The following is a 22734-nucleotide window of genomic DNA, read 5'->3' as shown; positions in this document are numbered from 1 at the left end:
TCGAGTGGTCTTCAACGCACTTGCCGGTGTGGCGGAATGGCAGACGCGGAGCACTCAAAATGCTTTGTCCGAAAGGGCGTGTGGGTTCGAGTCCCACCACCGGCACCAGATCGGTTCTCCGGCCACGGCTCCCGCGAAGCGTGGCTGTCCGGGTGAATCACGGATGTATGCCATAGAATCGGCTGGTGACCGATCAGGACCAGACCGAAACTCCGGCCGCTCCCACGCCTCGTCGTGTGGTTGTTGCGGAAGACGAATCGCTCATCCGTCTCGACATCGTCGAGATCCTGCGCGACAACGGATTCGATGTCGTCGGTGAGGCCGGCGACGGCGAGACGGCTGTTGCCCTCGCGACCGAGCTGCGCCCCGATCTGGTGATCATGGACGTGAAGATGCCCCAGATGGATGGCATCACGGCTGCCGAGAAGCTGAGCAAGAACCACGTCGCACCCGTTGTGCTGCTGACGGCATTCAGCCAGAAGGAGCTCGTCGAGCGTGCAAGCGAGGCCGGTGCGCTCGCCTACGTCGTGAAGCCGTTCACGCCGAACGACCTGCTGCCCGCGATCGAGATCGCCCTGGCGCGGTATGAGCAGATCATCACGCTCGAGGCCGAGGTCGCTGACATGGTCGAGCGCTTCGAGACCCGCAAGCTCGTGGACCGGGCGAAGGGCCTGCTGAACGAGAAGATGGGCCTCTCCGAGCCCGAGGCGTTCCGCTGGATCCAGAAGGCGTCGATGGATCGCCGCCTCACCATGCAGGACGTGGCCAAGGCCATCATCGACCAGCTCGCGCCGAAGAAGGCCTGAACCCCCGACATCACGAAGGCCGCCCCTCGGGGCGGCCTTCGTCGTTTCACTGCTATCGGACGTCGCGCAGCATGTTGGTGATCCGCAGGGTGGAGTTGCGCCTGCCCCGATCATCGGTGATGGCGATCTCGTGCACCGCGAGCGAGCGACTCACGTGCACTGGCGTACACACCCCCGTCACGAAACCCTCGGTGATGGAGGCCGTGTGTGTGGCGTTGATGTCGATTCCCACGGCGTAACGCCCAGGTCCTGCGAGCAGGGTCGCGTGCATCGAACCGAGCGATTCACCCAGCACCACGTACGCGCCGCCGTGCATCAACCCGAGTGGCTGGGTGTTGCCGAGCACTGGCATCGTGGCCACGACACGCTCGGTGGTGAACTCGACCAGCTCTATGCCCATCTTGTCCGCGAGGGCTCCGAGACCCCGCTCGCGCGCCCATTCCAGGGGGCTCTTCTCGATCTCCGCGGCGCCTTCGCTCATGCTCTCCTCGCTCCATGTCGGTGCCCCTCATTAGGCTGGAGGGGTGACGGACTCCGCAAAGCCTACCCTCCTGGTCGTTGACGGCCATTCGCTCGCTTTCCGCGCGTTCTTCGCGCTGCCGGTCGAGAACTTCACCACGAAAGACGGGCAGCACACCAACGCCGTCTATGGCTTCCTCTCGATGCTCGTGAACCTCATCAAGGCGGAGCAGCCGAGCCACATGGCGGTCGCGTTCGACCTCTCGCGGCAATCGTTCCGCACGCGCGAGTACGCGGAGTACAAGGGCACCCGGGCGGAGACGCCGAAGGAGTTCTCGGGTCAGATCCCGCTCATCCAGGAGGCCTTGGCCGCCATGGGTATCACGGTGATCACCAAGGAGGACTTCGAGGCCGACGACATCCTCGCCACCCTCTCGGTGCAGGGCCGGGAGCAGGGTTACGAGGTTCTCGTGGTCTCGGGAGACCGCGACTCGATCCAGCTCGTGAACGAGGACGTCACCCTCCTGTACCCGTCGGTTCAAGGCGTCTCCCAGCTCAAGCGCTATGACCCCGCCACCGTGGTGGAGCGCTATGGCGTGCCGCCGGAGCAGTATCCCGACATCGCCGCTCTGGTCGGGGAGACCAGCGACAACCTGCCGGGTGTGCCGAAGGTGGGAGAGAAAACAGCGGTCAAGTGGCTGACGCAGTTCGGCTCCTTGGACGCGCTGCTGGAGCGTGCGGACGAGATCAAGGGTGTCGTGGGCGGCAATCTGCGCGAGCACCTGGACGACGTCCGGCGCAACCGCAAGCTCAACCGTCTCGTCACGGATGTCGAGCTTCCCGTCGGGCCGGGTGACCTGGTTGTCCGTCCGCTTGATGGGCCGGCCGTGCGCGATGTGTTCGGCCGTCTGGAGTTCCGAACGCTGCTGCCGCGCGTGTTCGAGGCGGCGGGGGGAGACGCCGGCGAGGCGGAGACGCACACGGCGGTGGACGTTCCGCCCGCGCGCGAGGTCGGTGTGGCAGAGGCCGTCGCATGGGTTCGCGCTCGTGAGGACGCGCCACTGGCGCTCACGATCACGGTCAACGGTCTGACGCCCTCGCGGGTGGGCGTGGCCGACGCGAGCGAATCCGTCGAGTTCGACTGGAGCGATGACGCCGATCTCGCCGCCTGGCTCGCCTCGCCGGCGGAGAAGGTGCTGCACGACGCGAAGCCGCAGCTGAAGGCCGTGCGAGCGCTGGGCGGAGACCTGGCCGGGATCGTCTTCGACACGAACCTCGCCGGATGGCTGGTGCGTCCGAGCTATCCCGACAAGTCCCTGGCGGATCTGGTGGAGCGGTATCTGGGCGAGAAGCTCCCCGAGGCCGACCCGCGCCAACTTGTTCCCGAGACGGAGGGTGCCACACCGGGACAGCTGTCGTGGTTCACTCTGCGCACCGCCGAGGCGATCCGCGAGCAGATGCCGGAGGGTGTCGTCTCGGTGCTGCAGGACATCGAACTGCCCACCCTCGCCGCGCTGGCGGACATGGAGCTCTCCGGCGTGCAGGTCTCCCACGAGAAGCTCTCCACCTTCTCGTCAGAACTCGGCGCTCGAGCAGAGGTGATCGCGCAGGACGCCTATGGTGCTATCGGACGTGAGGTGAACCTCGGCTCACCGAAGCAGCTGCAGGAGGTGCTCTTCGAACAGCTCGAGCTGCCGAAGACGCGCAAGACCAAGACGGGCTACTCGACCGATGCAGCCTCCCTCGCCGACATCCAGGAGAAGGCGCCGCATCCGTTCCTCGAGTTGCTCTCGCAGCACCGCGAGGCGACGAAGCTCCGTCAGATCATCGAGTCGCTGGACGTGGCCATCCGGCCCGATCACCGTGTGCACACCACCTACGTGCAGACCGGGAGCCAGACGGGCCGGCTCTCCAGCACCGACCCCAACCTGCAGAACATCCCGGTGCGCACCGAGGAGAGCCGTCGCATCCGTGCTGCCTTCGAGGTGGGTGCCGACTACGAGACGCTGCTGACGGCCGACTACTCGCAGATCGAGATGCGCATCATGGCGCACCTGTCGGGCGACCCCGGGCTGATCGAGGCCTTCAACACCGGCGAGGACCTGCACCGGTACGTCGGGGCGCACGTCTTCGGGGTTGAGCCGGCCGATGTCACCAGCGCCATGCGCTCGAAGGTGAAGGCGATGTCGTACGGCCTGGTCTACGGTCTGTCCGCGTTCGGTCTGTCCAAGCAGCTGCGCATCGAGCAAGCGGAGGCCAAGCAGCTCATGCTGGACTACTTCGCGCGCTTCGGAGCCGTGCGCGACTATCTGCGCGAGTCCGTGGGCAAGGCGAAGGTGGACGGGTACACGGAGACCATCTTCGGTCGTCGCCGGCCGTTCCCCGACCTGACGAGCCCCAATCGCGTGCTGCGGGAGAACGCAGAACGTGCGGCGCTGAACGCCCCGATTCAGGGCAGCGCGGCCGACATCATGAAGATCGCGCTGTTCCACATCCATCAGGATCTGCGCGCAGCCGACATGAAGTCGCGAGTGCTCCTGCAGATCCACGACGAACTCGTGGTGGAGGTTGCCGCAGGCGAGTGGGATGCCACGGAGGCGATCGTCCGGGCACGGATGGGCGATGCGGCGGAGCTCTCGGTGCCCCTCGACGTGCAGGTGGGCCGCGGATCCAACTGGGACGAGGCGGCTCACTGAGTCGGCGCGTACGGGGCTCTGTGCAGAGCGGAGGCGGGATCGGGTGGTCACGTCCTAAACTGAAGGGATGACTGACCCCCGAAACCCCACGCCCATCGACGGCGTCGCCGAGGCCTGGGTAGACACAGTCGCCGATCTGTACCCCTCGATCGCGACCTACATCGGCCGGACGGAGCACAACGCGCGTCTGGACGACCTCAGCCTGGCCGGACACGAGCGCGCCGCGGAGGCGACGCGCGCCGCACGCGATGCCCTCGCCGCCCTGGAGCCCGTCGACGCGATCGACCGCGTCACCCAGACCGACCTGCTCAGCTCCCTCGACCTGGACCTGGAGATCCGCGACGCCGGCTGGCACCTGCGCGACGTGAACGTCATCGCGTCGCCGGTGCAGAGCGTTCGCGAGGTGTTCGACCTGATGTCCACCGACAGTGTCGAGGACTGGTCGGTGATCTCCACCCGCCTCGCCGCTGTGGCCGGTGCGCTCAACGGGTATGAGGAGACGCTTCGTGAGGGACTGCGCCAGGGCATCGTCCCTGCGCGTCGCCAGGTGATCGAGGCGATCGGCCAGATCGATCGCATTCAGGCGGACTCCGGCTTCTTCGCGGAGTTCGCCGGTAACGCGCAGCCCGCCGAGGGACAGCTTCCCGCATCCCTCGCGCGTGAGATCGCAGACAACGCCAACGCCGCGCGCGTCGCATACCAGGAACTCGGACAGTTCTTCTCCCGTGACCTGCTGGCCGGCGCGAGCGAGCACGACGCGGTGGGTCGCGATCTGTATGCTCTGATGTCCCGCTCGTTCCTCGGCGCGACCATCGATCTCGACGAGACCTACGAGTGGGGGCGCGAGGAGCTCGCCCGCATGGTGGCCGAGCAGACCGCCATCGCGAACGAGATCCTGCCTGGCGCATCGGTGGAGGAGGCGGTGGCCTTCCTCGAGCAGGACGAGTCGCTGAAACTGCACGGCACCGAAGCGCTCCAGGAGTGGATGCAGCGCACCAGCGACCAGGCGGTCGCCGAACTCGGCCGCACGCACTTCGACATCCCGGAGGAGATCCGCAAGCTCGAGTGCATGATCGCGCCGACGCAGGAGGGCGGGATCTACTACACGGGTCCCACTGATGACTTCTCGCGACCCGGACGCATGTGGTGGTCGGTCCCCGAGGGTGTCACCACCTTCGACACGTGGCGTGAACTCACCACCGTCTACCACGAGGGCGTTCCCGGTCACCACCTGCAGATCGCGCAGGCCACGTACAACCGGGCCGAACTCAACTCGTGGCGCCGTCTCCTGGCCGGCACCTCGGGCCACGCCGAGGGATGGGCGCTGTACGCGGAGCGTCTGATGGAGCAGCTCGGCTACCTCAACGCACCGGCGGATCGCCTCGGCATGCTCGACGGTCAGCGGATGCGCGCCGCGCGCGTCGTGCTGGACATCGGCGTGCACCTGGGCAAGCCGCGCCTGGATGGCACCGGTACCTGGGACGCCGACTACGCGCTGGACTTCATGCGCGCCAACGTCAATATGCCGGACGAGTTCGTGAAGTTCGAGGTGAACCGCTACCTCGGCTGGCCGGGGCAGGCTCCGTCCTACAAGGTCGGCCAGCGCATCTGGGAGCAGGTGCGGGACGAGGCTGCGGCGCGTGCCGGCGAAGCGTTCTCCATCAAGGAGTTCCACCGGACTGCCCTCAACATGGGCGGCGTCGGCCTCGACACCCTGCGGACCGCGATTCTCGGTTCCTGATATCGAAACGACGAAACGGGTGGGGTCTGCGGATCCCGCCCGTTTCGTCGTTTCGGGAATGTCGTGAGCGCCTCGACGTTGCATTCACATGGATGAAAGGAGCCCCCGTGGCTGACATCGAACTCGGTCTGGACACCTTCGGCGACATCAGCCGGGATCTGGACGGCAACCTCCTCTCGGATGCGGAGACGCTGCGCAATGTGGTGGCCCAGGCGGACCTGGCCGAGAAGGTCGGTGTCGACTTCTTCGGCGTGGGGGAGCACCACCGGAAGGAGTTCGCCGTCTCGGCGCCGGAGATCGTGCTGGCCACGATCGCGGGACGCACCGAGCGCATCAAGCTCGGAACTGCGGTGACGGTGCTGAGCTCCGATGACCCCGTGCGCGTGTATGAGCGCTTCGCCACGTTGGATGCGCTGTCGAACGGCCGCAGCGAGGTGATTCTCGGCCGCGGCAGCTTCATCGAGTCGTTTCCGCTGTTCGGCTTCGACCTCGCCGACTACGAGACGCTGTTCGAGGAGAAGCTGGAGCTGTTCTCGCGGCTGCGCGAGGAGAAGCCGGTCTCGTGGAACGGACGCACCCGTGCCGAGCTGGTGAACGCGGACGTGTTCCCGAAGACGACGAACGGCGTTCGTGCCTGGGTGGGTGTGGGTGGATCGCCCGAGTCCGTCGTGCGGACCGCGCGGTACGGTTATGGTCTGATGCTCGCCATCATCGGCGGCGCCCCCGAACGCTTCCGTCCGCTGGTTGACCTGTTCCATCACGCTGTGGCGGAGTTCGGCCATGCACCTCTGCCTGTCGGCGTCCACTCTCCGGGTCATGTCGCCGCGACCGACGCGGAGGCCCAGGAGCAGACCTACGAGGGCCTCGAGGCGATGAACAACACCATCGGCGCGGAGCGCGGCTGGCCGCCCTATTCGCGGGCTCGGTTCCTGCAGGAGGTGGGACCCGACGGGTCGCAGTACATCGGCTCGCCCGACACCGTGGCGCGCAAGATCGCGCACACGATCTCGGTGCTGGGAGCGCAGCGCTTCGACATGAAGTTCGCCTCCGGAACCACGCCGCACGAGCACCTGATGACCAGCATCGAGCTCTACGGCACCGAGGTCATTCCGCGCGTGCGGGCGTTGCTGGCCGATTGAGTCGCGCAGCGTCATATGGGCGCCCGGCGGTTCATTCGCTCCGCGGGCGCCCGATACGATGAGCGAATGACCTCAGCCCCCCGCGAGGACGACGTTGCGACGCGTCTCGATCGGCTCCCGTTCACCCCTAAACTCGGTCGAGTCCTCACGGGATCCGGTCTCGGATGGGCGCTCGACGCCATGGATGTGGGACTGATCTCCTTCATCATCGCCGCGCTCGGCGTGCAGTGGCAGCTCGGCAAGGAAGAGCTGGGCCTGATCAGCTCGGTGGGCTTCGTCGGCATGGCAGTGGGTGCCAGCCTCGGCGGCCTGCTGGCCGATAAGTTCGGTCGCCGACAGGTGTTCGCGATCACGCTCCTCGTGTACGGCCTCGCGACCGGCGCCAGTGCGCTCGTCGGCGGACTTGCACTCCTGCTCGTGTTGCGATTCATTGTGGGTCTCGGACTCGGTTCGGAGCTCCCGGTGGCGTCGACCTACGTCAGCGAGTTCGCGCCCGCCCGTATCCGCGGCCGCGTCGTTGTCTTCCTGGAGGCGTTCTGGGCCGTGGGTTGGCTCGCCGCGGCCGTCATCGGCGTGTTCGTCGTGCCCAGCTCGCCAGACGGCTGGCGCTGGGCGTTCGCTCTCGGTGCGATCCCGGCGATCTACGCACTGATCGTGCGCTGGGGCCTGCCCGAGTCCGCGCGCTGGCTGGAATCGCGCGGCCGTCACGCTGAGGCTGATCTGATCGTTCGTCAGTTCGAGGTCTCCGCGAAGGGGCGGACGGTTCCCGTGGCGACGCCGCCCGCCGACGTGAAGCCGCGAGAGAACATTCGCGGACGACTCCGCGCGCTGTTCGCACCCGAGTTCCGCGGACGCACGCTCTCGCTGTGGCTCGTCTGGTTCTGCGTCAACTTCTCCTACTACGGCGCGTTCATCTGGATTCCGTCGCTGCTAGTGGCGCAGGGATACACGCTCGTCAAGTCGTTCGAGTTCACGCTCATCATCACCCTCGCGCAGCTGCCCGGATATGCGGTCGCCGCCTGGCTCATCGAGGTGTGGGGGCGGCGCATCACGCTGTCGGTGTTCCTGGTCGGCTCGGCCGTCTCGGCAGTGCTCTACGGCACGGCCGGCGACCCGACGGGCATCATCATCGCCGGCATGCTGCTCTCCTTCTTCAACCTGGGTGCCTGGGGTGCGCTGTACGCGGTCTCGCCGGAGACCTACCCCACGTCACTCCGCGCGACCGGATCCGGCTGGGCGGCAGGCGTCGGCCGGATCGCTTCAATCGTGGCGCCGCTGGTGGTGCCGTGGGTGCTGGGATGGGGGAGCGTGCCCATTCTCTTCGTCGTGTTCGCGGTGTTCTTCGCGATCGCGGCCATCGCGACGTGGGGACTCAGCGACCTCCGCGGTCGCGCGCTCGACAATCGCTGACGGTCGTAGGCTGGGTGGGTGACTCAGATCCGGTTCGCGGCCATCGGCGATTCCTTCACGGAAGGAGTCGGCGATGAGGATGCGAACGGCGTTCCACGCGGCTGGGCCGATCTGGTCGCGCGGGGCTGGGCCCGCTCGCGTGGCGCCGACATCGAGTACGCGAACCTGGCCATCCGCGGCAAGCTGGCGTGGCCGGTCGTGGAGGAGCAGCTCGAGCCCGCGCTCGCACTGAAGCCGACCCACCTGTCCTTCAATGGCGGCGGCAACGACATGCTCCGCCCGTCCACCGATGTCGAGCACATCGCGGATGCGTTCTCCCGAGTGCTGCGTCGGTGCGACGAGGAGGGTGTCCAGCTCATCATCCTCTCCGGTGCGAACCCCTCCGCCGGGCTCCCGCTGTCGTCGCTGATCCAACGCCGTGGTGATCTGCTGTCCGACGCTGTGATCTCGCGCCTCGCACACCGGCCCGATGTCATCCGGGCGCTGAACTGGCCGGATCGCGAGCTCTCCCAGCCGGGGTACTGGTCCGAGGATCGGCTCCACATGAACGCTCGGGGTCACCACCGCGTTGCCGCGCGGGTACTCCGTGCGCTCGGCGAGCAGGTTCCGGACGGGTGGTGGTCGCTTCCCGTCGTCGACACCGCGCCGGCGCTCCGCAACGCCTCCTACTATCGAGAGCACGTGCTGCCGTGGGTGAAGCGGCGCCTGACCCGGACAAGCTCAGGGGACGGTCGAGCGCCGAAGTTCGGTGACTGGATCACCGTGAGTCCCGCGGTCTGATCGGGCGGGGTCTGCAACAACAAAGCGCCGGTCGGGCGAGAGGTTCGGCGTCCTCTCGCGCAACCGGCGCTTCGTGTCGGTGTCTCAGCTGCCCTGGGGGCGGAACACGGCGACGAAGATGTTGAGCACCGTGAGCACCACGAGCACGGGGAGCACCCATCCGGCGAGCTTCGGCTTCTTTCGGTTCATCAGCGCGATCACGACGATGACAAGCAGGATCACGACCTTGATCGCGAGCCAGATGTGGAACGCCGCCCCCGGATGCCACTTCATCTCCGCGATGCCGACCATGATCAATCCCGTGGCGAGCATCGTCCAGGCACCGTGCATGATGGCCGGAAGGATCGTGGTCTCACCGGTCTTCATCTTCTTCATCTGCACGAGCATGCCGCCGAGGAGGCTGGCGACGCCGATGATGTGCAGCGCCAGCAGAATGTTCATGAGGATGTCCATGTCCGCAGTTTATCCGACACTGTGTCGGGAAAACAGTCGGTTCAGGACTCGGTGGTGATTCCGATGCCGTCGAGCACCATCCGCGTCGCCATGTCGGTCACCTCTTCCGCCGGCCGTCCCGCCGTGGCCAGCTTCATCGCGCTTCCCAGCAGGCCGTGGATGAGCGGCGCCGCGGTGCGGGCGTGGGGGCCGACGAGAGTGCGCAGGATTGCGCCGAGCGGGTCATCCAGTGCTGTGTGGAGGGCGACGATATCCGCCTGGGACTTGGGGGAGAGTGCAACCCCTCGCAGGACCGTGGCGAGGTCGTGCTTGCCGTCGGCGGCGAGACGGATGGTCGCCGCGATGTACGCGCGCAGCTGCTCGCGGCCGGGTTCGGCGACAGCGACAGATTCGGCGAGCTCCTTGGTCCAGAGCTCGAACGCCTCACGCGCGAGGGCGACGAGAAGGTCGTCTTTCGACGGGAAGTACTCATAGAACGTCGACCGCGCGAGGCCGGCACGCGACGTGACGGCGCTCGGGGTCACTGCGTCGATGCCGTCGCTCAGCAGCAGCTCTTCAGCCGCAGCGAGCAGCGCCGCGTGCTGCGCGGTGCGGTGCTCTGCGACGGTCGCGGCGGAGATCTTCGGCATAGATCGATTATGCCCGCGCCCGCAATCGCGCGGCTAACGTCCTGCTCCCGCGCATGGCGCGGGAGCACGAAAACGCTCAGTCGCGACGGTGCCGCGGCTTGCGATCGCCGTAACCGCGGTCGTCGCGATTCTCCCGACGGTCTCCGTAGCCACCCTGACGGTCATCGCGACGGTACCCGCCACGGCGGTCGTCCCCATCGTCATTGCGCCGGCGGTTCGGGGCGCCCCGATCCGGCTTGATCTCGATGAGACGACCGGAGATGCGGGTGTCGCGCAGCTTGTCGAGCACGTCGGACGACAGGTTCGCCGGCAGCTGCACGATGGAGAAGTCGGGACGGATGTTGATCGCGCCGAAATCGTCGCGGCGCAGGCCACCCTCGTTGGCGAGGGCACCCACGATCTGACGCGGCTCGACGCGGTGGCGCCGTCCCACCTCGATGCGGTAGGAGGCGAAGTCGCCGGCGTCACGCGAGCGACGCGGCTCGCGTGTGCCGCGGTCGCCGCCCTCGCGCGGGGTGCGCTGCTTGCCGCGCTCCAGCGAGGCCAGCTCGTCCTGGAACGCACGGTCCTCGTCCTCGTCGAGAAGGAGGGGAGTCTCGCCCTGCGCCACGATGGCGAGTGCTGCTGCCACGTCCACCTCGGGCACATCGTGGTTGCGCACGTAATGAGCGATGATGTCCCGGAACCGCTCGACACGGCCGGCGTCTTCCAGTGCGGCGGTGATCGAGTCGTCGAAACGCTCCAGTCGCGTCGAGTTGATCTCCGCGAGGCCCGGCAGCTGCATCTGGGTGGGTGCCTGACGCGTGGCACGCTCGATGTGCGCCAGCAGGTATCGCTCGCGCGGTGTGACGAAGCTGATCGCATCGCCCGAACGACCCGCGCGACCCGTGCGGCCGATGCGGTGCACGTACGACTCGGTGTCGGTGGGGATGTCGTAGTTGACCACGTGGCTGATGCGCTCCACGTCCAGACCGCGAGCAGCGACATCGGTGGCCACGAGGATGTCGAGCTTGCCCGACTTCAGCTGGTTGACAGTCTTCTCACGCTGGATCTGGGTGACATCACCGCTGATCGCGGCGGCGCTGTAGCCGCGGGCGCGCAGCTTCTCGGCGAGACCCTCGGTCTCGCTCTTGGTGCGCACGAAGATGATCATCGCGTCGAAGTTCTCGACCTCGAGGATGCGCGTGAGGGCGTCCACCTTCCGCTGCCACGAGGTGATCAGGTAGCGCTGCGTGATGTTCGTGTTCGTCGTGGTCTTGCCGGCGATCGTGATCTCGCGCGGCTCGTTCAGGTACTTCTGCGACATCCGGCGGATCTGCGGCGGCATCGTCGCGGAGAAGAGAGCGACCTGCTTGGTGTCGGGCGTCTCGGCGAGGATCGTCTCGACGTCCTCGGCGAAGCCCATCTTGAGCATCTCGTCGGCTTCGTCGAGGACGAGGTACCGCAGCTCGGAGAGGTCGAGCGTGCCCTTGGCGAGGTGGTCCATCACGCGACCGGGCGTACCGACCACGACCTGCACGCCGCGACGGAGGGCGGACAGCTGCACACCGTAGCCCTGACCGCCGTAGACGGCCAGCACGTGGACGCCCTTCATGCGCGCGGCGTAGCTCTCGAACGCCTCGGCCACCTGGAGCGCCAGTTCGCGCGTGGGGGCGAGCACGAGGATCTGCGGCGTCTTCTGTGCCGGGTCGAGGTTCTGCAGCGCCGGCAGCGCGAATGCGGCGGTCTTGCCGGTTCCGGTCTGGGCCATGCCGACGACGTCGTGACCCTCCAGCAGCACCGGAATGGTGGCGGCCTGGATCTGTGACGGGCGCTCGTAGCCCAGGTCGCGGATGGCATGCAGCACGGGGCCGTCGATGCCGAGGTCGGCGAAGGTCGGAAGGATCTCGCCCTCGGTGTCGGGCGTGGATTCGGTCGTGGGGGTGTCAGACGTCACCAGCCGACTTTACCGGCTTTTCCAGGGAATTGCGGGGGAACGCCGATGGGCCGCCCTCGCGCGGGTGCGTGACGGCGGCCCATCGCCACGGTTCAGGAACCCAGTACCTCTGCGAGGAGCACGCGACGGCCCTCTTCCGCAGACAGCACGGCGGCCTCCACCATCGCGAGGCTCACGATGTTCGCGTGCACTTCCGTGTCGGGTGTGCGTCCGGTGCGCACCGCGTCCACGAAGTCCTCGAGCGCCCCGGCGATCTCCTCACGGCCGCTGGCAGGAGTGTGAGCGAGCTCAACAGAGCCGGTCAACACCGGGTCGCCGTCGCCGTCCCAGGTGGCGGTGCCGTGCTCGCCGCTGACGAACCAGGAGCCGTTCCAGCTGGTCTCGTCACCCGGCGCGCACCAGCTGCCGTCGTAGGTGAACGTGCTGCCGTCCTCGAACTCGAACACCGCTACGGCGTTGGCTCCGTGAGCGAACCAGCTCCATGGCGGATTCGACTCGACGCAGACCACGGCGATCGGATCGCTACCGGTGAGGTAGCGCACCGCGTCAAAGGCATGGATGGCCATGTCCACCAGCAGCACATGCCGCATCTCCTCACGGAACCCGCCGAAGTGCGGAGCCTTGAAGAACCTCGTGGACACGGAGCCGACCGCACCGAGTGCGCGGATCTGGTCGCGGAATCGGGACAGCGCGCGGTAGTAGCGACGGGATTGGCTGGTCATGAGCAGCAGCCCGGTCTCCTCGGCGACCCGCGCTTGTTCCCGTGCGTCCGCAACGGTGGGAGCGATCGGCTTCTCGCAGAGCACGGGCAGTCCCGCGCGCAGCGCCGTGATGTTGACCACCGAGTGGGCGACGGGAACCGTGACGTCCACCACGGCGTCCGGTGCCGTGCGGGTGATGGCGTCCTCGAGAGAATCGGTGATCACGATACCCGCGGCGTCGTGCTCCATGGCCGCTTGTTCCGCGGCCGCCGTATTGAGATCGACGAGCGCGACCAGCTCCACGTCGGGGTTGTCGGCGATCGTCCTCAGCCAGGCGCGCCCCATCGCACCGGCGCCCACCTGAATGAGGCGGAGAGGTGCTGCCGTCATCGCGCCATCGCTCCGCGGTAGCCCTGTCCGTTCCAGAAGTCCTCGGTCTCGTAGCGCAGCAGCACGGGGATCTCCCGCTCGGGACGAAGCGTCTGCGCCCACTGCACGCCATTCGCGATCACGCGACGCACGTGCTCGTGGAAGTAGACCGGGTAGTCCTGGTCACCGGGGGAGAAGTAGAAGATCTTGCCGTACCCGCGTCGATAGGTCATACCGCTGCGGAACACCTCACCGCCGGAGAAGGTGGACAGGAACACCAGCTCGTCGGGTGCGGGCACGTCGAAGAACTCGCCGTACATCTCCTGCTCCGGAATGATGAACGGATGCGGCACGCCCTGAGCGATGGGGTGCGTCGGATCGACGGTCCAAACGATCTCGCGATCGTGCTTGGAGCGCCACCGCAGCGTGCACGTGGTCCCCATGAGCTTCTGGAAGATCTTCGACCAGTGGCCGGAGTGCAGCACCACGAGGCCCATCCCCTCCAACACGTGTCGGTGCACGCGGTCGACGATCTCGTCCGCCACCTCGGAGTGCGCGGCGTGACCCCACCAGACCAGCACGTCGGTGCCGGCGAGGATCTCTTCGGTGAGGCCGTGCTCGGGATCATCGAGGGTGACGGTAGCCACGGCGGCTCCATCGCCGAGGTTCTCGCGGATGCCGTCGGCGACGGCGCCGTGCATGCCGTCGGGGTAGCGCGCGGCCACCTCGGGTTCCAATTGCTCGTGGCGGTTCTCGCCCCACACGAGGACGCGGACGGGGCGGTTGTTCTGAGTCATGAGGGGTGCTTTCTGTTTCACTTCACGGCGCCGCCGGCGGCCCCGGCGGCGACGAACTTCTGGGCGAGGACGAGGAGCAGGATGGCGGGGATCGAGGACAGGACGGCAGTTGCCATCACCGCACCCCAATTGGCCACCTGAGTTCCGAGATAGGTGTAGATGCCGAGCGTCACCGGACGAACTTCCTCCGTGGTGGTCAGCGTGAGGGCGAAGAGGAAGTCGCTCCACGAGAAGAGGAAGGAGAACAGCGCGGCGGTGATGACGCCGTTGCGGGCCCCGGGCAGCACGATGGAGACGAACGCACGCCAGAGGCCCGCCCCGTCCACGCGGGCTGCTTCCACGATCGACACCGGGACCGCGGCCATCGCGGTTCGGAGGATGAGGATCGCGAACGGGATCGCGGTGGTGGAGTCGGCGAGGATCAGGCCGAGGATCGAGTTCAGCATGCCGAGGTCGTTGTACGCGGTGTAGAGCGCGTTGGCGATCACGATGTGCGGGATCATCTGCGAGATCAGGATCGCCAACAGGACCCCGTCCACCCAGCGGCCACGGAACTGCGCGAGCGCGTAGGCCGCGGGCGCCGCGATCGCGAGGCTCACCACCACCACACCGAGGGAGATCACGAGGCTGGTGAGGAGGTTGACGCCCTGGTCGCGGATGGCGATGGCGTAGCCGTCAAGACTCGGCTGGGTGGGGAAGAACTCGCTGTTGAGCGTGTTGCCGGAGGGCTGGAACGACATGTTGATCATCCAGTAGACCGGGAACAGCATGACCGCGAGAATTACGATGCCGATGGCGGTGTAGACCCACGACCGCGCGGATCGCGGAGCGCGGGTGCGACGACGCGCAGGTAGCACCACGCGGGACGTGGCGGCGGACATCACGGACATGACGACCTCCTTACTCGTCCACCGGGCGACGCGAGGCCCGGAGGTAGATGACGGCGAAGACGAGCGAGATGACGATCAGGATGTTGCTGAACGCGGCTCCCACACCGAAATCGAAGTTGACGAACGTCTCCTGATAGGAACGCACCGCGATGGTCTGGGTGGCATTGGCCGGACCGCCGTTGGTGAGACCGAGGATGATGTCGAGCACCTTGATCGTGTAGACGACGCCGAGCACCAGCACCACGCTCAGCACGGGCCGGAGGTTCGGCAGGGTGATGTGCCAGAACGCCTTCCATCTCGTGGCTCCGTCGAGCGCGGCGGCCTCGTACAGCTCCTCGGGGATGTCCTGCAGTCCGCCGTAGAGGATCGTGACGTTGAACGGGATGCCGATCCAGATGTTCACCATGATGACCGCGATCAGTGCGAACTGGGTGCTGGTCAGCCAGGGCACGGCTTCCAACCCTGTCGCGGAGAGCACCTGGTTCAGGATCCCGCTGTCCTTGTCAAGGATCGAGCGCCACACGGCGCTGGACACGATCAGAGGCAGCAGCCACGGCAGCAGCAGGAGCGAGCGCAGCAGCCCCGACAGCGGGAAGCGCCGCTTGAAGAACGAGGCCAGTGCGAGCCCGATGATCAGCTGACCGACGATGGAGCCGGCCGTGAACAGGAGTGTGTTCCACAGCGCGGGTACGAAGAGCTGGCTCGACATCGCGGTGACATAGTTCGTGATGCCGACCCAGGGCGCCTCACCGGTGAAGAAGGTCTTCTGCGTGTAGTCCTGGAAGCTCATCGTGATGTTCTTGATGACCGGATAGCCGAAGAACAGCACGAGGTAGAGCACCGCCGGAGCGATGAACAGCAGTTGCGCGAGGCGCTCACCCCGCAGCCCACTGCGGCGGCGCGGGGGAGCGACCCGAAGTGTTGCGCTTGTCATCGGACGATCAGCCAGCCGCTGCCTGCGCGAACGCGTCCTCGGCATTGGCCTGGCCGGTGAGCGCCAGCTGGATCGCGGTGTAGATCTGCGTCGCGACCTCGGGCCATTCCTCACCCAGCTTGCCGGTGCGCGAGCGCGCGTTCTCCACCTGCGTGGCGAAAGCCTCCATCGTGGGCATCTCGGCGACGTAGTCGGCAGCGAGACTCGTGCGGACCGGCACGGTGAATCGCTGGGTGCCGAGCTTCATCTCGGTCTCATCGGTGGTGAGGCACTCGACGAGCTTCGCGGCGTTCGCCTGCTTGGCCTTGTCTCCGGTCTGCGGGATGGTCCAGAGTTCGCCGCCGAGCGGGGCGATCGGCGTCTGGCCGGCGGTGTTCACCGGCACCTGCACGCTGCCCCATTCCAGATCGGTCTCTGCGTCCAGCGATGGAATCTGCCAGGGACCGTTGATCATCATCGCGGCCTTGCCTGCCACGAACTGGTCTTTGACATCTCCCTGTGACCAGTTGATGACGCTGTCGGAGGCCGAACCGGCATCGACGAGATCGACCCAGAGCTGCAGAGCTTCCGCCACTTCGGGTGACGTGAGATCCGTCTCATCGCCACCGTTGGTCCACATGAAGGGCAGGAACTGCCAGGACCCTTCGTAGGTCGCGATGGCTGAGAATGCGACGCCGTACTGGTCGCCCGCGGTGAGTGCGGCGGCCGCTGTCTTCAGCTCCTCCCACGTGGTGGGCGGCGTGATGCCCTTCTCCTCCAGCAGCTTCTTGTTGTAGAACAGGCCCAACGTGTTGGCGGTGGGTGCCAGTCCGTACAGTTCACCGTCGTACGTACCGGCATCGACCATGCCCTGCGCGGAGCCCGCGGCGTCCAGCCCCAGATCGCCGAGCGGGGTCAGGCCACCGGTCGCCGCGATCTGCTGGACGTCGGGGTTGTCGAGCATGAGCACGTCAGGCAGGGTCTTGCTGGATGCCTGCTGCAGCACCTTCTGGATGAGATCCTTGCCGGGCACCGTGGTGCGCTTCACGGTGATGCCGATGGTGGCCGCGCACTCGTCGATGACGTCGCCGATCATCGTCTTGTCCGGCTCGTTGTTGTAGTAGTCCATCACCGTGATGGTGTCGGCATCTCCGCTGCTGGTCGATGGGCCTCCGCTGCAGCTCGCGAGGGCGAGCGGGAGGGCGAGAATCGCGGCCGATGCGATTGCTGTGGACTTCTTCATCACGGGCTCCTTTGCCGATACGGATGGTCAGTAAACCGGTTAACCGCGGCTACTGGTAACGAGTGTGGCGATGTGATCGCCAAATGTCAACCCGCAGTTAATCGGTTAAATGCTCGTGCCGGAAGTAGGGCATGATGGGGGAGCGGCCTACGTGGCCGCGTACGTCGGGCAGGTGGAGAACATGACGGCCAACACGGTGACCATGCGCGATGTCGCGCGCCTTGCCGGCGTCTCCGTCGCGACCGTCTCCTTCGTGATCAACGGCTCGAAGCCTGTGTTGGATGAGACGCGCGAGCGCGTGGAACGTGCGATGGCCGAGGCTGGTTATCGTCGCAACGTCATCGCGCGGGCTCTCGCCTCGAAACGCACGCGCGTGATCGGTCTGCTGTATCCGACGGCGCAGCGGGCCGTTCAAGGGTCCGCGTTCCAGTTCTTCACGAGCGCTGCCGCGGAGGCGCAGGCTCAGGGATACACGCTCGTCGTCTCGCCCACAGTGGGCTCCGATGCCGAGCTCGGCGAGTTGACCGGTGCCGGCCTCATCGAGGGGCTGGTCGTCATGGAGGTTCACGCCGAGGATTCGCGCGTCCGGTTCCTGCAGGCCCAGGGGGTGCCCTTCGCTCTGGTCGGGCGGACGACGGATGTCACGGGGATCGCATACGTGGACATCGACTTTGACGCAACCGTCGCCGACGCGCTCGCGCGGCTCCAGGCGCTGGGGCATCGCGACGTGCTCCTCCTGGATACGGTGACCGACGCGGACGACGTCGGAGGCTATGCGCCGCCGTTGCGGGTCCGCGCGGCGTTCGAGCGGATCGGGCGGGATCTCGGAATGCGCACGGCGGCCTTCGGCGCCGCGCGCACCGCCGACGCGGGGTTCGCCGCGGCCGGACGCGTGGTGGCCCAGCATGGCTCCGCCACCGCCGTGCTGGTCCACGACGAACTGCTTGCGGCCGGGTTCGTCGCGGGTTTGCGCGCGCTCGGTGTGCGGGTGCCGGAGGATCTTTCCGTGGGACTGATCGACTCGACGGCGGACATCGCCTCCATGATCGACCCGCGCTTGGATGTCTGGGCGGTGCCGGGGGAGCAGCTGGGTCGGCAGGGGGTGGCGGCGCTGATCGACGTGCTCGAGCGAGGTGTCGTCGCCCCGAGCGCGCAGAATCTCGTAGCGTGTCGTCATGTCGCGGGCGCGTCGCTGGCCGCGCCCCGGGGCGAGGCGCTGCGCCCGCCCGGCGGCACGCGCTGACTCGTTGGTGGCCGTCACGCCGCAACGGGAGCAGTCGATCGTCCGATCTGGACGTCGGTGTCGGCAGGCGGGCCCGCGGTCATCGCGGGATGCTGCCTCCGGCGAGACGCTGCAGTTCTTGGATGTGCTCGGCAAACGCTCGACGTCCCGTCGCGGTGAAGGCGAACCAGGTGCGGCGGCGTCCGGCGCTCAGCCCCTTGCGCGCGATGAGGTACCCGGCCTCTTCGAGTGCCTTCGCGTGCTTCGACAGCACGGAGTCGGCCACGCCGATCTGCTGGCGCGCGAACGCGAACTCAACCTCGTCGACCGCGTTGAGCAGCGCGCACAACTGAAGTCGCACCGGGTGGTGAACGCGCTCATCCAGACCGCTCACGTGGTACTCCTCCCGCCAGCGTTCTTGCGGCGCCAGACTCTCGCCCAGAATCGGCTGGCGGCAAAGGCCGCGATGGTTGCCGCTACCCCCGCGGTGATGCTCGTGCTGAGTTCTGGGACGGCGATCACCCAGAAGGCGAGCCCCGTCAGTACGACGACGAGGACGATGCTCGCCCAGCGTGCTCCGCGCGGCGAGTAGCCGCTGAGCCACCACCCCATCCGATTTCGCCACCAGGTGATCAACCCGACGGCGGCCAGGAGAACGCCCACAGTCAGGGAGATTCGCGGGATTAGTGGCAGTGCCTGGCCGGCGACGAACGCGCCGCACATGACGCTGAACAGTGAGTCGTACGCGAGGGCGAAACCTCGCGGCGGCAGCAGGCCTGCTCGCGTCTGTCCAACCAATGCGAGATCGGCGGCGGCCGAAGTCCGTGGGGTTTCTGAGCTTTCCATGTTGGAAAGTATAGATCCTACTTTCCAACATGGAAAGTGGCGGCCGCAATATGCCCGTGACGGTAGCGTGGGCCACGAGAGCGGGAGGCAACGATGGGCAAGCGGAAAACACCGGAGCAGATCGCGGACGAACAGCGCCGCTATGTGCTGGCGAGCGGCGCGCACACGGCAGACGAGTTCGAGGCGCTGCTGGCAGATCCGAACCAGGGAATCCGGGCGGTCGCCGCGGCCAACCCAGACGCCGACGATGCGGTTTTGGCTCGATTCGCGCGCGATCGGTTCTGGGGCGCGCGGATCGAGGTGGCCGCGCACCCGAACGCCTCCCGCGCCACCCTGCTGAGCCTGCTGGAGCCGGATCCGCGCAAGCGAGGCGTCGTTCACCATGCTGCGCGCAAGCGACTCGAATCCGAAGGGGTCAGCTTCGATGAGTCCGGTCTCCCTGTCGATGACCGCTGAGCGACGCGGCGCGCGAGTCCTGATCACCGGGATGTCCGGCACCGGCAAGAGCACGGTGCTGGCTGAACTGCGCAAGCGCGGCCATCGGACGGTGGATACCGACTACGACGGTTGGGTGCTCCCCGATGGGACGTGGGATGAGGCACGCGTGACCGACCTCCTCGCATCCGACGGTGAGCTCGTCGTGTCGGGCACCGTCGAGAACCAGGGGCGCTTCTCCGACCGCTTCGAGGTCGTCGTGCTGCTCAGCGCTCCCGTAGAGGTGCTCATCGAGCGCGTGATCCGTCGAATCAACAACCCGTACGGGAAATCCGCGCGGGATCAAGCCCTGATCCGTCAGCACACCGCGGAGATCGAGCCGCTGCTGCGTGCCAGTGCTGACGTCGAACTGGATGCGCAGCGGCCGATCGATGAGGTGGTCGAGGCCATCGAGGCGCTGCTGCGGGACCCGATGCCGGCGCGCGGGCGACGTGGAGCGGCGTCACCGTCATAGGGGAGTCGATGAGCGCGAGTCCGCAGTCCTGATGCGCATCCACTCCGCCGTGGGCGGTTCATCGAGTCGGCCCGCGATGCGCTCTCGGTAATCACCCGCCGCGGAGCGGCACCGCTCACGCCTCCGCCCTCGAATCGACCGGCGTGGAAAAGTGTGAACCACGTTGCCGGGAATGAGGAATACCTAGTGTGAGCACAGACAGTGAGATCATCGAGGCCTCCACGGACAGTCCCGCGCTGTTCGCGGAGATCTTCGATCGGCATGCGAAAACGATCGGTGACTACGCGCGAAGACGTGTCGGAGGCGCGGCGGTGGACGACGTCCTCAGCGAGACCTTCCTGATCGCATTCCGACGGAGGACCTCGTTCGATCGTCGCTATGACTCGGCGCGTCCGTGGCTTCTGGGGATCGCGACGAGGGTGATCAAACGCCACCGCGCGAGTGAAGCCGCACAGTGGAAGGCGTTCGATCGCGCCTCGGTCGTCGAGGACAGATTCGCCGGATCCCACGATCGCGAAGCTGATGAGCGGCTCGACGCGTCCGCAGCGGTGCGGGCATTGGGTCCGCGCATCGCGGCGCTCTCGTCGAAGGACCGAGACACGCTGCTGCTGTATGCGTGGGGCGATCTCACCTACGAGCAGATCGCGGAGGCACTGCATGTGCCGGTCGGTACCGTCCGATCGCGACTGAACCGCGTCCGACGCAAGCTCGCGCCGCCCGGATCCCACGGCGCGGCACGGTTGACCTGGATGGCGAAGGAGGAGAGCGATGCAGCTTTTGGAACGAGTGCGTGAGATTCGCGCCGATGAGCACGTGGATGATTCGCAGGTAGCGGCCGCACGTCGCGTGCTGCTGCAGGAGATCACCCGCTCCGTGCGGAAACCGGCCCGAAGGCGCCGCGCGGCATGGATCGGTGCGGGAGGTCTGGTCACCGCATGCGTGACCGGGGCGATCGTGGCCGGGTCGGTGCTGGCACCGGCGGCGGCCGCAGTGTTCGAGAAGGCGGCGGAGATCGCTGTCATCGGAGAAGCGTTCGACGTGCCGGCGGGGAAGTACCTCAAGATCACGAGCAGCGTGGACGGATTCGCGTACTGGGACATCGATATGCCGGACGAGATGTCGCACTTCAACAATGGAGACCCCGCGGATGCCGAGGCCGCCCTCCAGGTACGGCAGACGAGGGAGCTCTATGTTCCCGCGGATCAGAGCCAGGACTGGGTGGTCGCGGTTGCTCCGGACGAGCTCGTGGTGACCTACGGGCCTGATGCGGACCAAGCCGCTGCCGAGCATGTCGCGCTTTTCGGCTCGATACTGGCGGCTCCCGGCGGGACCTACAGCGCGCCTGGTGACAGCGGTCAAGCAGACCAGGTTTACACGCTCGACGGTCGCGAGTCCTGGGAAGACGAGCCGACCGACCCGCAGGAGCTCCTCGCATCACTTCGATTGTCTGTGGGCGCCGAGGATGCGCAGAGTGCAGAATCCGATAGCTCCATCGTCGAGACGCTGACGGCGCGGCTCACGGACGGTGCCGCGCCGCCCGAGCGACGCGCCGCCTGGCTGCGGGTGCTGGGACTGCTCCCTGGGTCGACAGTCGAATCTGTGGAGGGTGGCGTGACGACGATCCGGTTCACCTGGTCGACCGAGTGGTGGACGGCCTGGACGCTGATCGACATCGACACCTCGCGCGGTCTTGTGCTGGGGATGACCTCGTCGCCCGCACTCACCGGGGGCGAGCCGACCCTTGAGGGGCTGCCTGAGTGGCAGAGCCGACAGACCTACACGTACGAGGTCGTCGACTCCGCACCGCTGCCGTAGTGCGCCGGCCGATGGCCCCGATTCCTGTAGGGAGTCGGGGGCATCGGCCCGTGATCGGACACGGGTCTGGGTAGTGACTCACCCCAGAGCACCAGTTCGCGAGACGACCTGGCGGCCTCATCCTCGTTCTCACCTCACTGTGGCGCGTCCCGCTGAGGGAGAGGGCCGTGCACTGCTGGATTGGACGCCAGTTGCGGACTGTCGGACGCCGTGTGCGGGTCGTTGTCGTCGTCGACAAGTGGGCGGTTGAGGCTCCGTTCGGCGTATCGAGAATATGCAATGGTCCACGCGATCAGGCCGATGTAGACAACCTGGGAGACAGCCGCGCCGACGGGTGCGGCGAGTTGCGCAGACAGCATGATGATCATCGCCGATTGGACCACCGCCAGAACGAGGAATGTGGCGCCCCACACAAGCGTCAACCGGCGGTACAGCCACCGAAAGGGGGTGCTTGTTGCCCACAGTCGTGACCATTCGCGATAACCGTCAGGGCCGGGAGCGACCAATCGCTGCGTGATGCTGAACAGAAGAGGCTTCGCGAACCTGAGTGTCAGGAGCGTCGTGATGCCCCACACCGCCGTCATCAGGACGCCCTTCCACAGCAGCACCCGTGGGTCGGCCGTCAGGAGCGCGAGAAGGATCGACGCGATGAAGGAGAGGACGACCAGGGCCAAGAAGGCGTCGAGGGTGCGCGTTCGGATGCCGAGGTAGATCGCGCGGACCAGGGCGACGCTGCCGGCCGCGATCAAGCCGCCGATCACACCGCCGCCGAGCGCAAGAACCAGGTAGTACAGGCCCAGCCAGATGCCCACGTCGAGGACGAGCCCGACGACCAGGCGGAGGAACCACGGCTTTGCCGTTGTGCTCTCCACGTCCGCCGTCATGGCCCCGACTGTACACGGGGGAGAAGAGCTCTAGCGCACCATCTGGGCGTCAGTGA

23 protein-coding genes and 1 tRNA gene are annotated in these 22734 nt (G+C 66.8%); 12 read left to right on the top strand and 12 right to left on the bottom strand.

Annotated features, from left to right (window positions below):
• The first annotated feature begins 22 nt into the window (after positions 1-22).
• Positions 23-108: transfer RNA gene (locus tag ABTV68_RS10140), tRNA-Leu, on the top strand.
• A 77-nt stretch (positions 109-185) separates the two neighbouring features.
• Complete coding sequence (locus ABTV68_RS10135) at positions 186-806, top strand: ANTAR domain-containing response regulator (protein WP_433677510.1); 621 nt, start codon at positions 186-188, stop codon at positions 804-806.
• A 52-nt stretch (positions 807-858) separates the two neighbouring features.
• Here the strand turns inward: ABTV68_RS10135 and ABTV68_RS10130 are convergent, their stop codons facing one another.
• Positions 859-1287: a hotdog fold thioesterase gene (locus ABTV68_RS10130; RefSeq protein WP_433677509.1), complete on the bottom strand. Its 429-nt coding sequence runs from the start codon at positions 1285-1287 to the stop codon at positions 859-861.
• Positions 1288-1330: 43 nt separating this feature from the next.
• Between ABTV68_RS10130 and polA the strand changes: the two genes are divergently transcribed.
• The 5 genes from polA (at position 1331) to ABTV68_RS10105 (ending at position 9031) form a co-directional block, all read left to right on the top strand.
• On the top strand, positions 1331-3961 hold the full coding sequence (gene polA, locus ABTV68_RS10125; protein WP_433677508.1) for a DNA polymerase I: 2631 nt from the start codon (positions 1331-1333) through the stop codon (positions 3959-3961).
• 67 nt (positions 3962-4028) lie between these two features.
• Entirely contained in the window at positions 4029-5702 is a 1674-nt protein-coding gene (locus ABTV68_RS10120) for a DUF885 domain-containing protein (RefSeq protein ID WP_433677507.1), read from the top strand.
• A gap of 92 nt (positions 5703-5794) precedes the next feature.
• Positions 5795-6841: an LLM class flavin-dependent oxidoreductase gene (locus ABTV68_RS10115; protein WP_433677505.1), complete on the top strand. Its 1047-nt coding sequence runs from the start codon at positions 5795-5797 to the stop codon at positions 6839-6841.
• A gap of 66 nt (positions 6842-6907) precedes the next feature.
• Entirely contained in the window at positions 6908-8251 is a 1344-nt protein-coding gene (locus tag ABTV68_RS10110) for an MFS transporter (protein ID WP_433677504.1), read from the top strand.
• A 27-nt stretch (positions 8252-8278) separates the two neighbouring features.
• Entirely contained in the window at positions 8279-9031 is a 753-nt protein-coding gene (locus tag ABTV68_RS10105; protein ID WP_433677591.1) for an SGNH/GDSL hydrolase family protein, read from the top strand.
• 84 nt (positions 9032-9115) lie between these two features.
• Here the strand turns inward: ABTV68_RS10105 and ABTV68_RS10100 are convergent, their stop codons facing one another.
• The 8 genes from ABTV68_RS10100 to ABTV68_RS10065 form a co-directional block, all read right to left on the bottom strand.
• On the bottom strand, positions 9116-9484 hold the full coding sequence (locus ABTV68_RS10100) for a hypothetical protein (RefSeq protein ID WP_433677503.1): 369 nt from the start codon (positions 9482-9484) through the stop codon (positions 9116-9118).
• A 41-nt stretch (positions 9485-9525) separates the two neighbouring features.
• Complete coding sequence (locus ABTV68_RS10095) at positions 9526-10113, bottom strand: TetR/AcrR family transcriptional regulator (RefSeq protein WP_433677502.1); 588 nt, start codon at positions 10111-10113, stop codon at positions 9526-9528.
• A 76-nt stretch (positions 10114-10189) separates the two neighbouring features.
• The gene (locus ABTV68_RS10090) at positions 10190-12049 is read right to left on the bottom strand and encodes a DEAD/DEAH box helicase (protein WP_433677501.1); all 1860 of its coding nucleotides are present in this window, start codon (positions 12047-12049) and stop codon (positions 10190-10192) included.
• Positions 12050-12141: 92 nt separating this feature from the next.
• Positions 12142-13140, bottom strand: a complete 999-nt coding sequence (locus tag ABTV68_RS10085; RefSeq protein WP_433677500.1) for a Gfo/Idh/MocA family protein — start codon at positions 13138-13140, stop codon at positions 12142-12144.
• Positions 13137-13916 carry a ThuA domain-containing protein gene (locus tag ABTV68_RS10080; protein WP_433677499.1) on the bottom strand — a complete coding sequence of 260 codons (780 nt, stop codon included), beginning with the start codon at positions 13914-13916 and terminating at the stop codon, positions 13137-13139. Before ABTV68_RS10080 ends, ABTV68_RS10085 begins: the two co-directional genes overlap by 4 nt.
• Positions 13917-13933: 17 nt before the next feature.
• Positions 13934-14797, bottom strand: coding sequence for a carbohydrate ABC transporter permease (locus ABTV68_RS10075; RefSeq protein WP_433677590.1), 864 nt, complete (start codon positions 14795-14797; stop codon positions 13934-13936).
• A gap of 19 nt (positions 14798-14816) precedes the next feature.
• Positions 14817-15740, bottom strand: coding sequence for a carbohydrate ABC transporter permease (locus ABTV68_RS10070; protein ID WP_433677498.1), 924 nt, complete (start codon positions 15738-15740; stop codon positions 14817-14819).
• A 7-nt stretch (positions 15741-15747) separates the two neighbouring features.
• On the bottom strand, positions 15748-16962 hold the full coding sequence (locus tag ABTV68_RS10065; protein ID WP_433677497.1) for a sugar ABC transporter substrate-binding protein: 1215 nt from the start codon (positions 16960-16962) through the stop codon (positions 15748-15750).
• A 151-nt stretch (positions 16963-17113) separates the two neighbouring features.
• Here ABTV68_RS10065 and ABTV68_RS10060 point away from each other — a divergent pair, with 151 nt between their 5' ends.
• The gene (locus ABTV68_RS10060; RefSeq protein WP_433677496.1) at positions 17114-18205 is read left to right on the top strand and encodes a LacI family DNA-binding transcriptional regulator; all 1092 of its coding nucleotides are present in this window, start codon (positions 17114-17116) and stop codon (positions 18203-18205) included.
• A 79-nt stretch (positions 18206-18284) separates the two neighbouring features.
• Here ABTV68_RS10060 and ABTV68_RS10055 read toward each other — a convergent pair whose 3' ends face one another.
• Together ABTV68_RS10055 and ABTV68_RS10050 are read right to left on the bottom strand one after the other, a co-directional pair.
• Positions 18285-18578, bottom strand: coding sequence for a transcriptional regulator (locus ABTV68_RS10055; protein WP_433677495.1), 294 nt, complete (start codon positions 18576-18578; stop codon positions 18285-18287).
• Positions 18575-19030, bottom strand: a complete 456-nt coding sequence (locus ABTV68_RS10050; RefSeq protein WP_433677494.1) for a hypothetical protein — start codon at positions 19028-19030, stop codon at positions 18575-18577. Before ABTV68_RS10050 ends, ABTV68_RS10055 begins: the two co-directional genes overlap by 4 nt.
• Before the next feature lie 93 nt (positions 19031-19123).
• Here ABTV68_RS10050 and ABTV68_RS10045 point away from each other — a divergent pair, with 93 nt between their 5' ends.
• The 4 genes from ABTV68_RS10045 (at position 19124) to ABTV68_RS10030 (ending at position 21794) form a co-directional block, all read left to right on the top strand.
• A complete protein-coding gene (locus ABTV68_RS10045) occupies positions 19124-19486 on the top strand; it encodes a hypothetical protein (RefSeq protein ID WP_433677493.1) in 363 nt (120 codons plus the stop codon).
• Positions 19455-19979, top strand: coding sequence for an AAA family ATPase (locus ABTV68_RS10040; protein WP_433677492.1), 525 nt, complete (start codon positions 19455-19457; stop codon positions 19977-19979). Before ABTV68_RS10045 ends, ABTV68_RS10040 begins: the two co-directional genes overlap by 32 nt.
• 188 nt (positions 19980-20167) lie before the next feature.
• Entirely contained in the window at positions 20168-20773 is a 606-nt protein-coding gene (locus ABTV68_RS10035; RefSeq protein WP_433677491.1) for an RNA polymerase sigma factor, read from the top strand.
• Positions 20748-21794 (top strand): hypothetical protein, encoded by a 1047-nt coding sequence (locus ABTV68_RS10030; RefSeq protein WP_433677490.1) that lies wholly within the window; start codon positions 20748-20750, stop codon positions 21792-21794. Before ABTV68_RS10035 ends, ABTV68_RS10030 begins: the two co-directional genes overlap by 26 nt.
• A 134-nt stretch (positions 21795-21928) precedes the next feature.
• On the opposite strand, the gene ABTV68_RS10025 is transcribed toward ABTV68_RS10030, so the two are convergent.
• Positions 21929-22678, bottom strand: coding sequence for a VC0807 family protein (locus ABTV68_RS10025; protein ID WP_433677489.1), 750 nt, complete (start codon positions 22676-22678; stop codon positions 21929-21931).
• Between the last annotated feature and the right edge of the window lie 56 nt (positions 22679-22734).

The organism is Microbacterium gorillae, assembly GCF_050990725.1.
In the GTDB taxonomy this organism is placed as follows: Bacteria; Actinomycetota; Actinomycetes; order Actinomycetales; family Microbacteriaceae; genus Microbacterium; species Microbacterium gorillae_A.
Note: the sequence above shows the minus strand (reverse complement) of the source record. Positions and strands in the feature narration are given on the sequence as shown.

What these genes read in the sequence shown, in the direction of transcription:
- ABTV68_RS10130 (WP_433677509.1), bottom strand. Translation starts at nt 1,287, where the DNA reads ATGAGCGAAGGCGCCGCGGAGATCGAGAAGAGCCCCCTGGAATGGGCG.
- ABTV68_RS10120 (WP_433677507.1), top strand. Translation starts at nt 4,029, where the DNA reads ATGACTGACCCCCGAAACCCCACGCCCATCGACGGCGTCGCCGAGGCC.
- ABTV68_RS10115 (WP_433677505.1), top strand. Translation starts at nt 5,795, where the DNA reads ATGAAAGGAGCCCCCGTGGCTGACATCGAACTCGGTCTGGACACCTTC.
- ABTV68_RS10110 (WP_433677504.1), top strand. Translation starts at nt 6,908, where the DNA reads ATGACCTCAGCCCCCCGCGAGGACGACGTTGCGACGCGTCTCGATCGG.
- ABTV68_RS10100 (WP_433677503.1), bottom strand. Translation starts at nt 9,484, where the DNA reads ATGGACATCCTCATGAACATTCTGCTGGCGCTGCACATCATCGGCGTC.
- ABTV68_RS10095 (WP_433677502.1), bottom strand. Translation starts at nt 10,113, where the DNA reads ATGCCGAAGATCTCCGCCGCGACCGTCGCAGAGCACCGCACCGCGCAG.
- ABTV68_RS10085 (WP_433677500.1), bottom strand. Translation starts at nt 13,140, where the DNA reads ATGACGGCAGCACCTCTCCGCCTCATTCAGGTGGGCGCCGGTGCGATG.
- ABTV68_RS10080 (WP_433677499.1), bottom strand. Translation starts at nt 13,916, where the DNA reads ATGACTCAGAACAACCGCCCCGTCCGCGTCCTCGTGTGGGGCGAGAAC.
- ABTV68_RS10075 (WP_433677590.1), bottom strand. Translation starts at nt 14,797, where the DNA reads ATGTCCGCCGCCACGTCCCGCGTGGTGCTACCTGCGCGTCGTCGCACC.
- ABTV68_RS10070 (WP_433677498.1), bottom strand. Translation starts at nt 15,740, where the DNA reads ATGACAAGCGCAACACTTCGGGTCGCTCCCCCGCGCCGCCGCAGTGGG.
- ABTV68_RS10065 (WP_433677497.1), bottom strand. Translation starts at nt 16,962, where the DNA reads ATGAAGAAGTCCACAGCAATCGCATCGGCCGCGATTCTCGCCCTCCCG.
- ABTV68_RS10050 (WP_433677494.1), bottom strand. Translation starts at nt 19,030, where the DNA reads ATGGAAAGCTCAGAAACCCCACGGACTTCGGCCGCCGCCGATCTCGCA.
- ABTV68_RS10045 (WP_433677493.1), top strand. Translation starts at nt 19,124, where the DNA reads ATGGGCAAGCGGAAAACACCGGAGCAGATCGCGGACGAACAGCGCCGC.
- ABTV68_RS10040 (WP_433677492.1), top strand. Translation starts at nt 19,455, where the DNA reads ATGAGTCCGGTCTCCCTGTCGATGACCGCTGAGCGACGCGGCGCGCGA.
- ABTV68_RS10030 (WP_433677490.1), top strand. Translation starts at nt 20,748, where the DNA reads ATGCAGCTTTTGGAACGAGTGCGTGAGATTCGCGCCGATGAGCACGTG.
- ABTV68_RS10025 (WP_433677489.1), bottom strand. Translation starts at nt 22,678, where the DNA reads ATGACGGCGGACGTGGAGAGCACAACGGCAAAGCCGTGGTTCCTCCGC.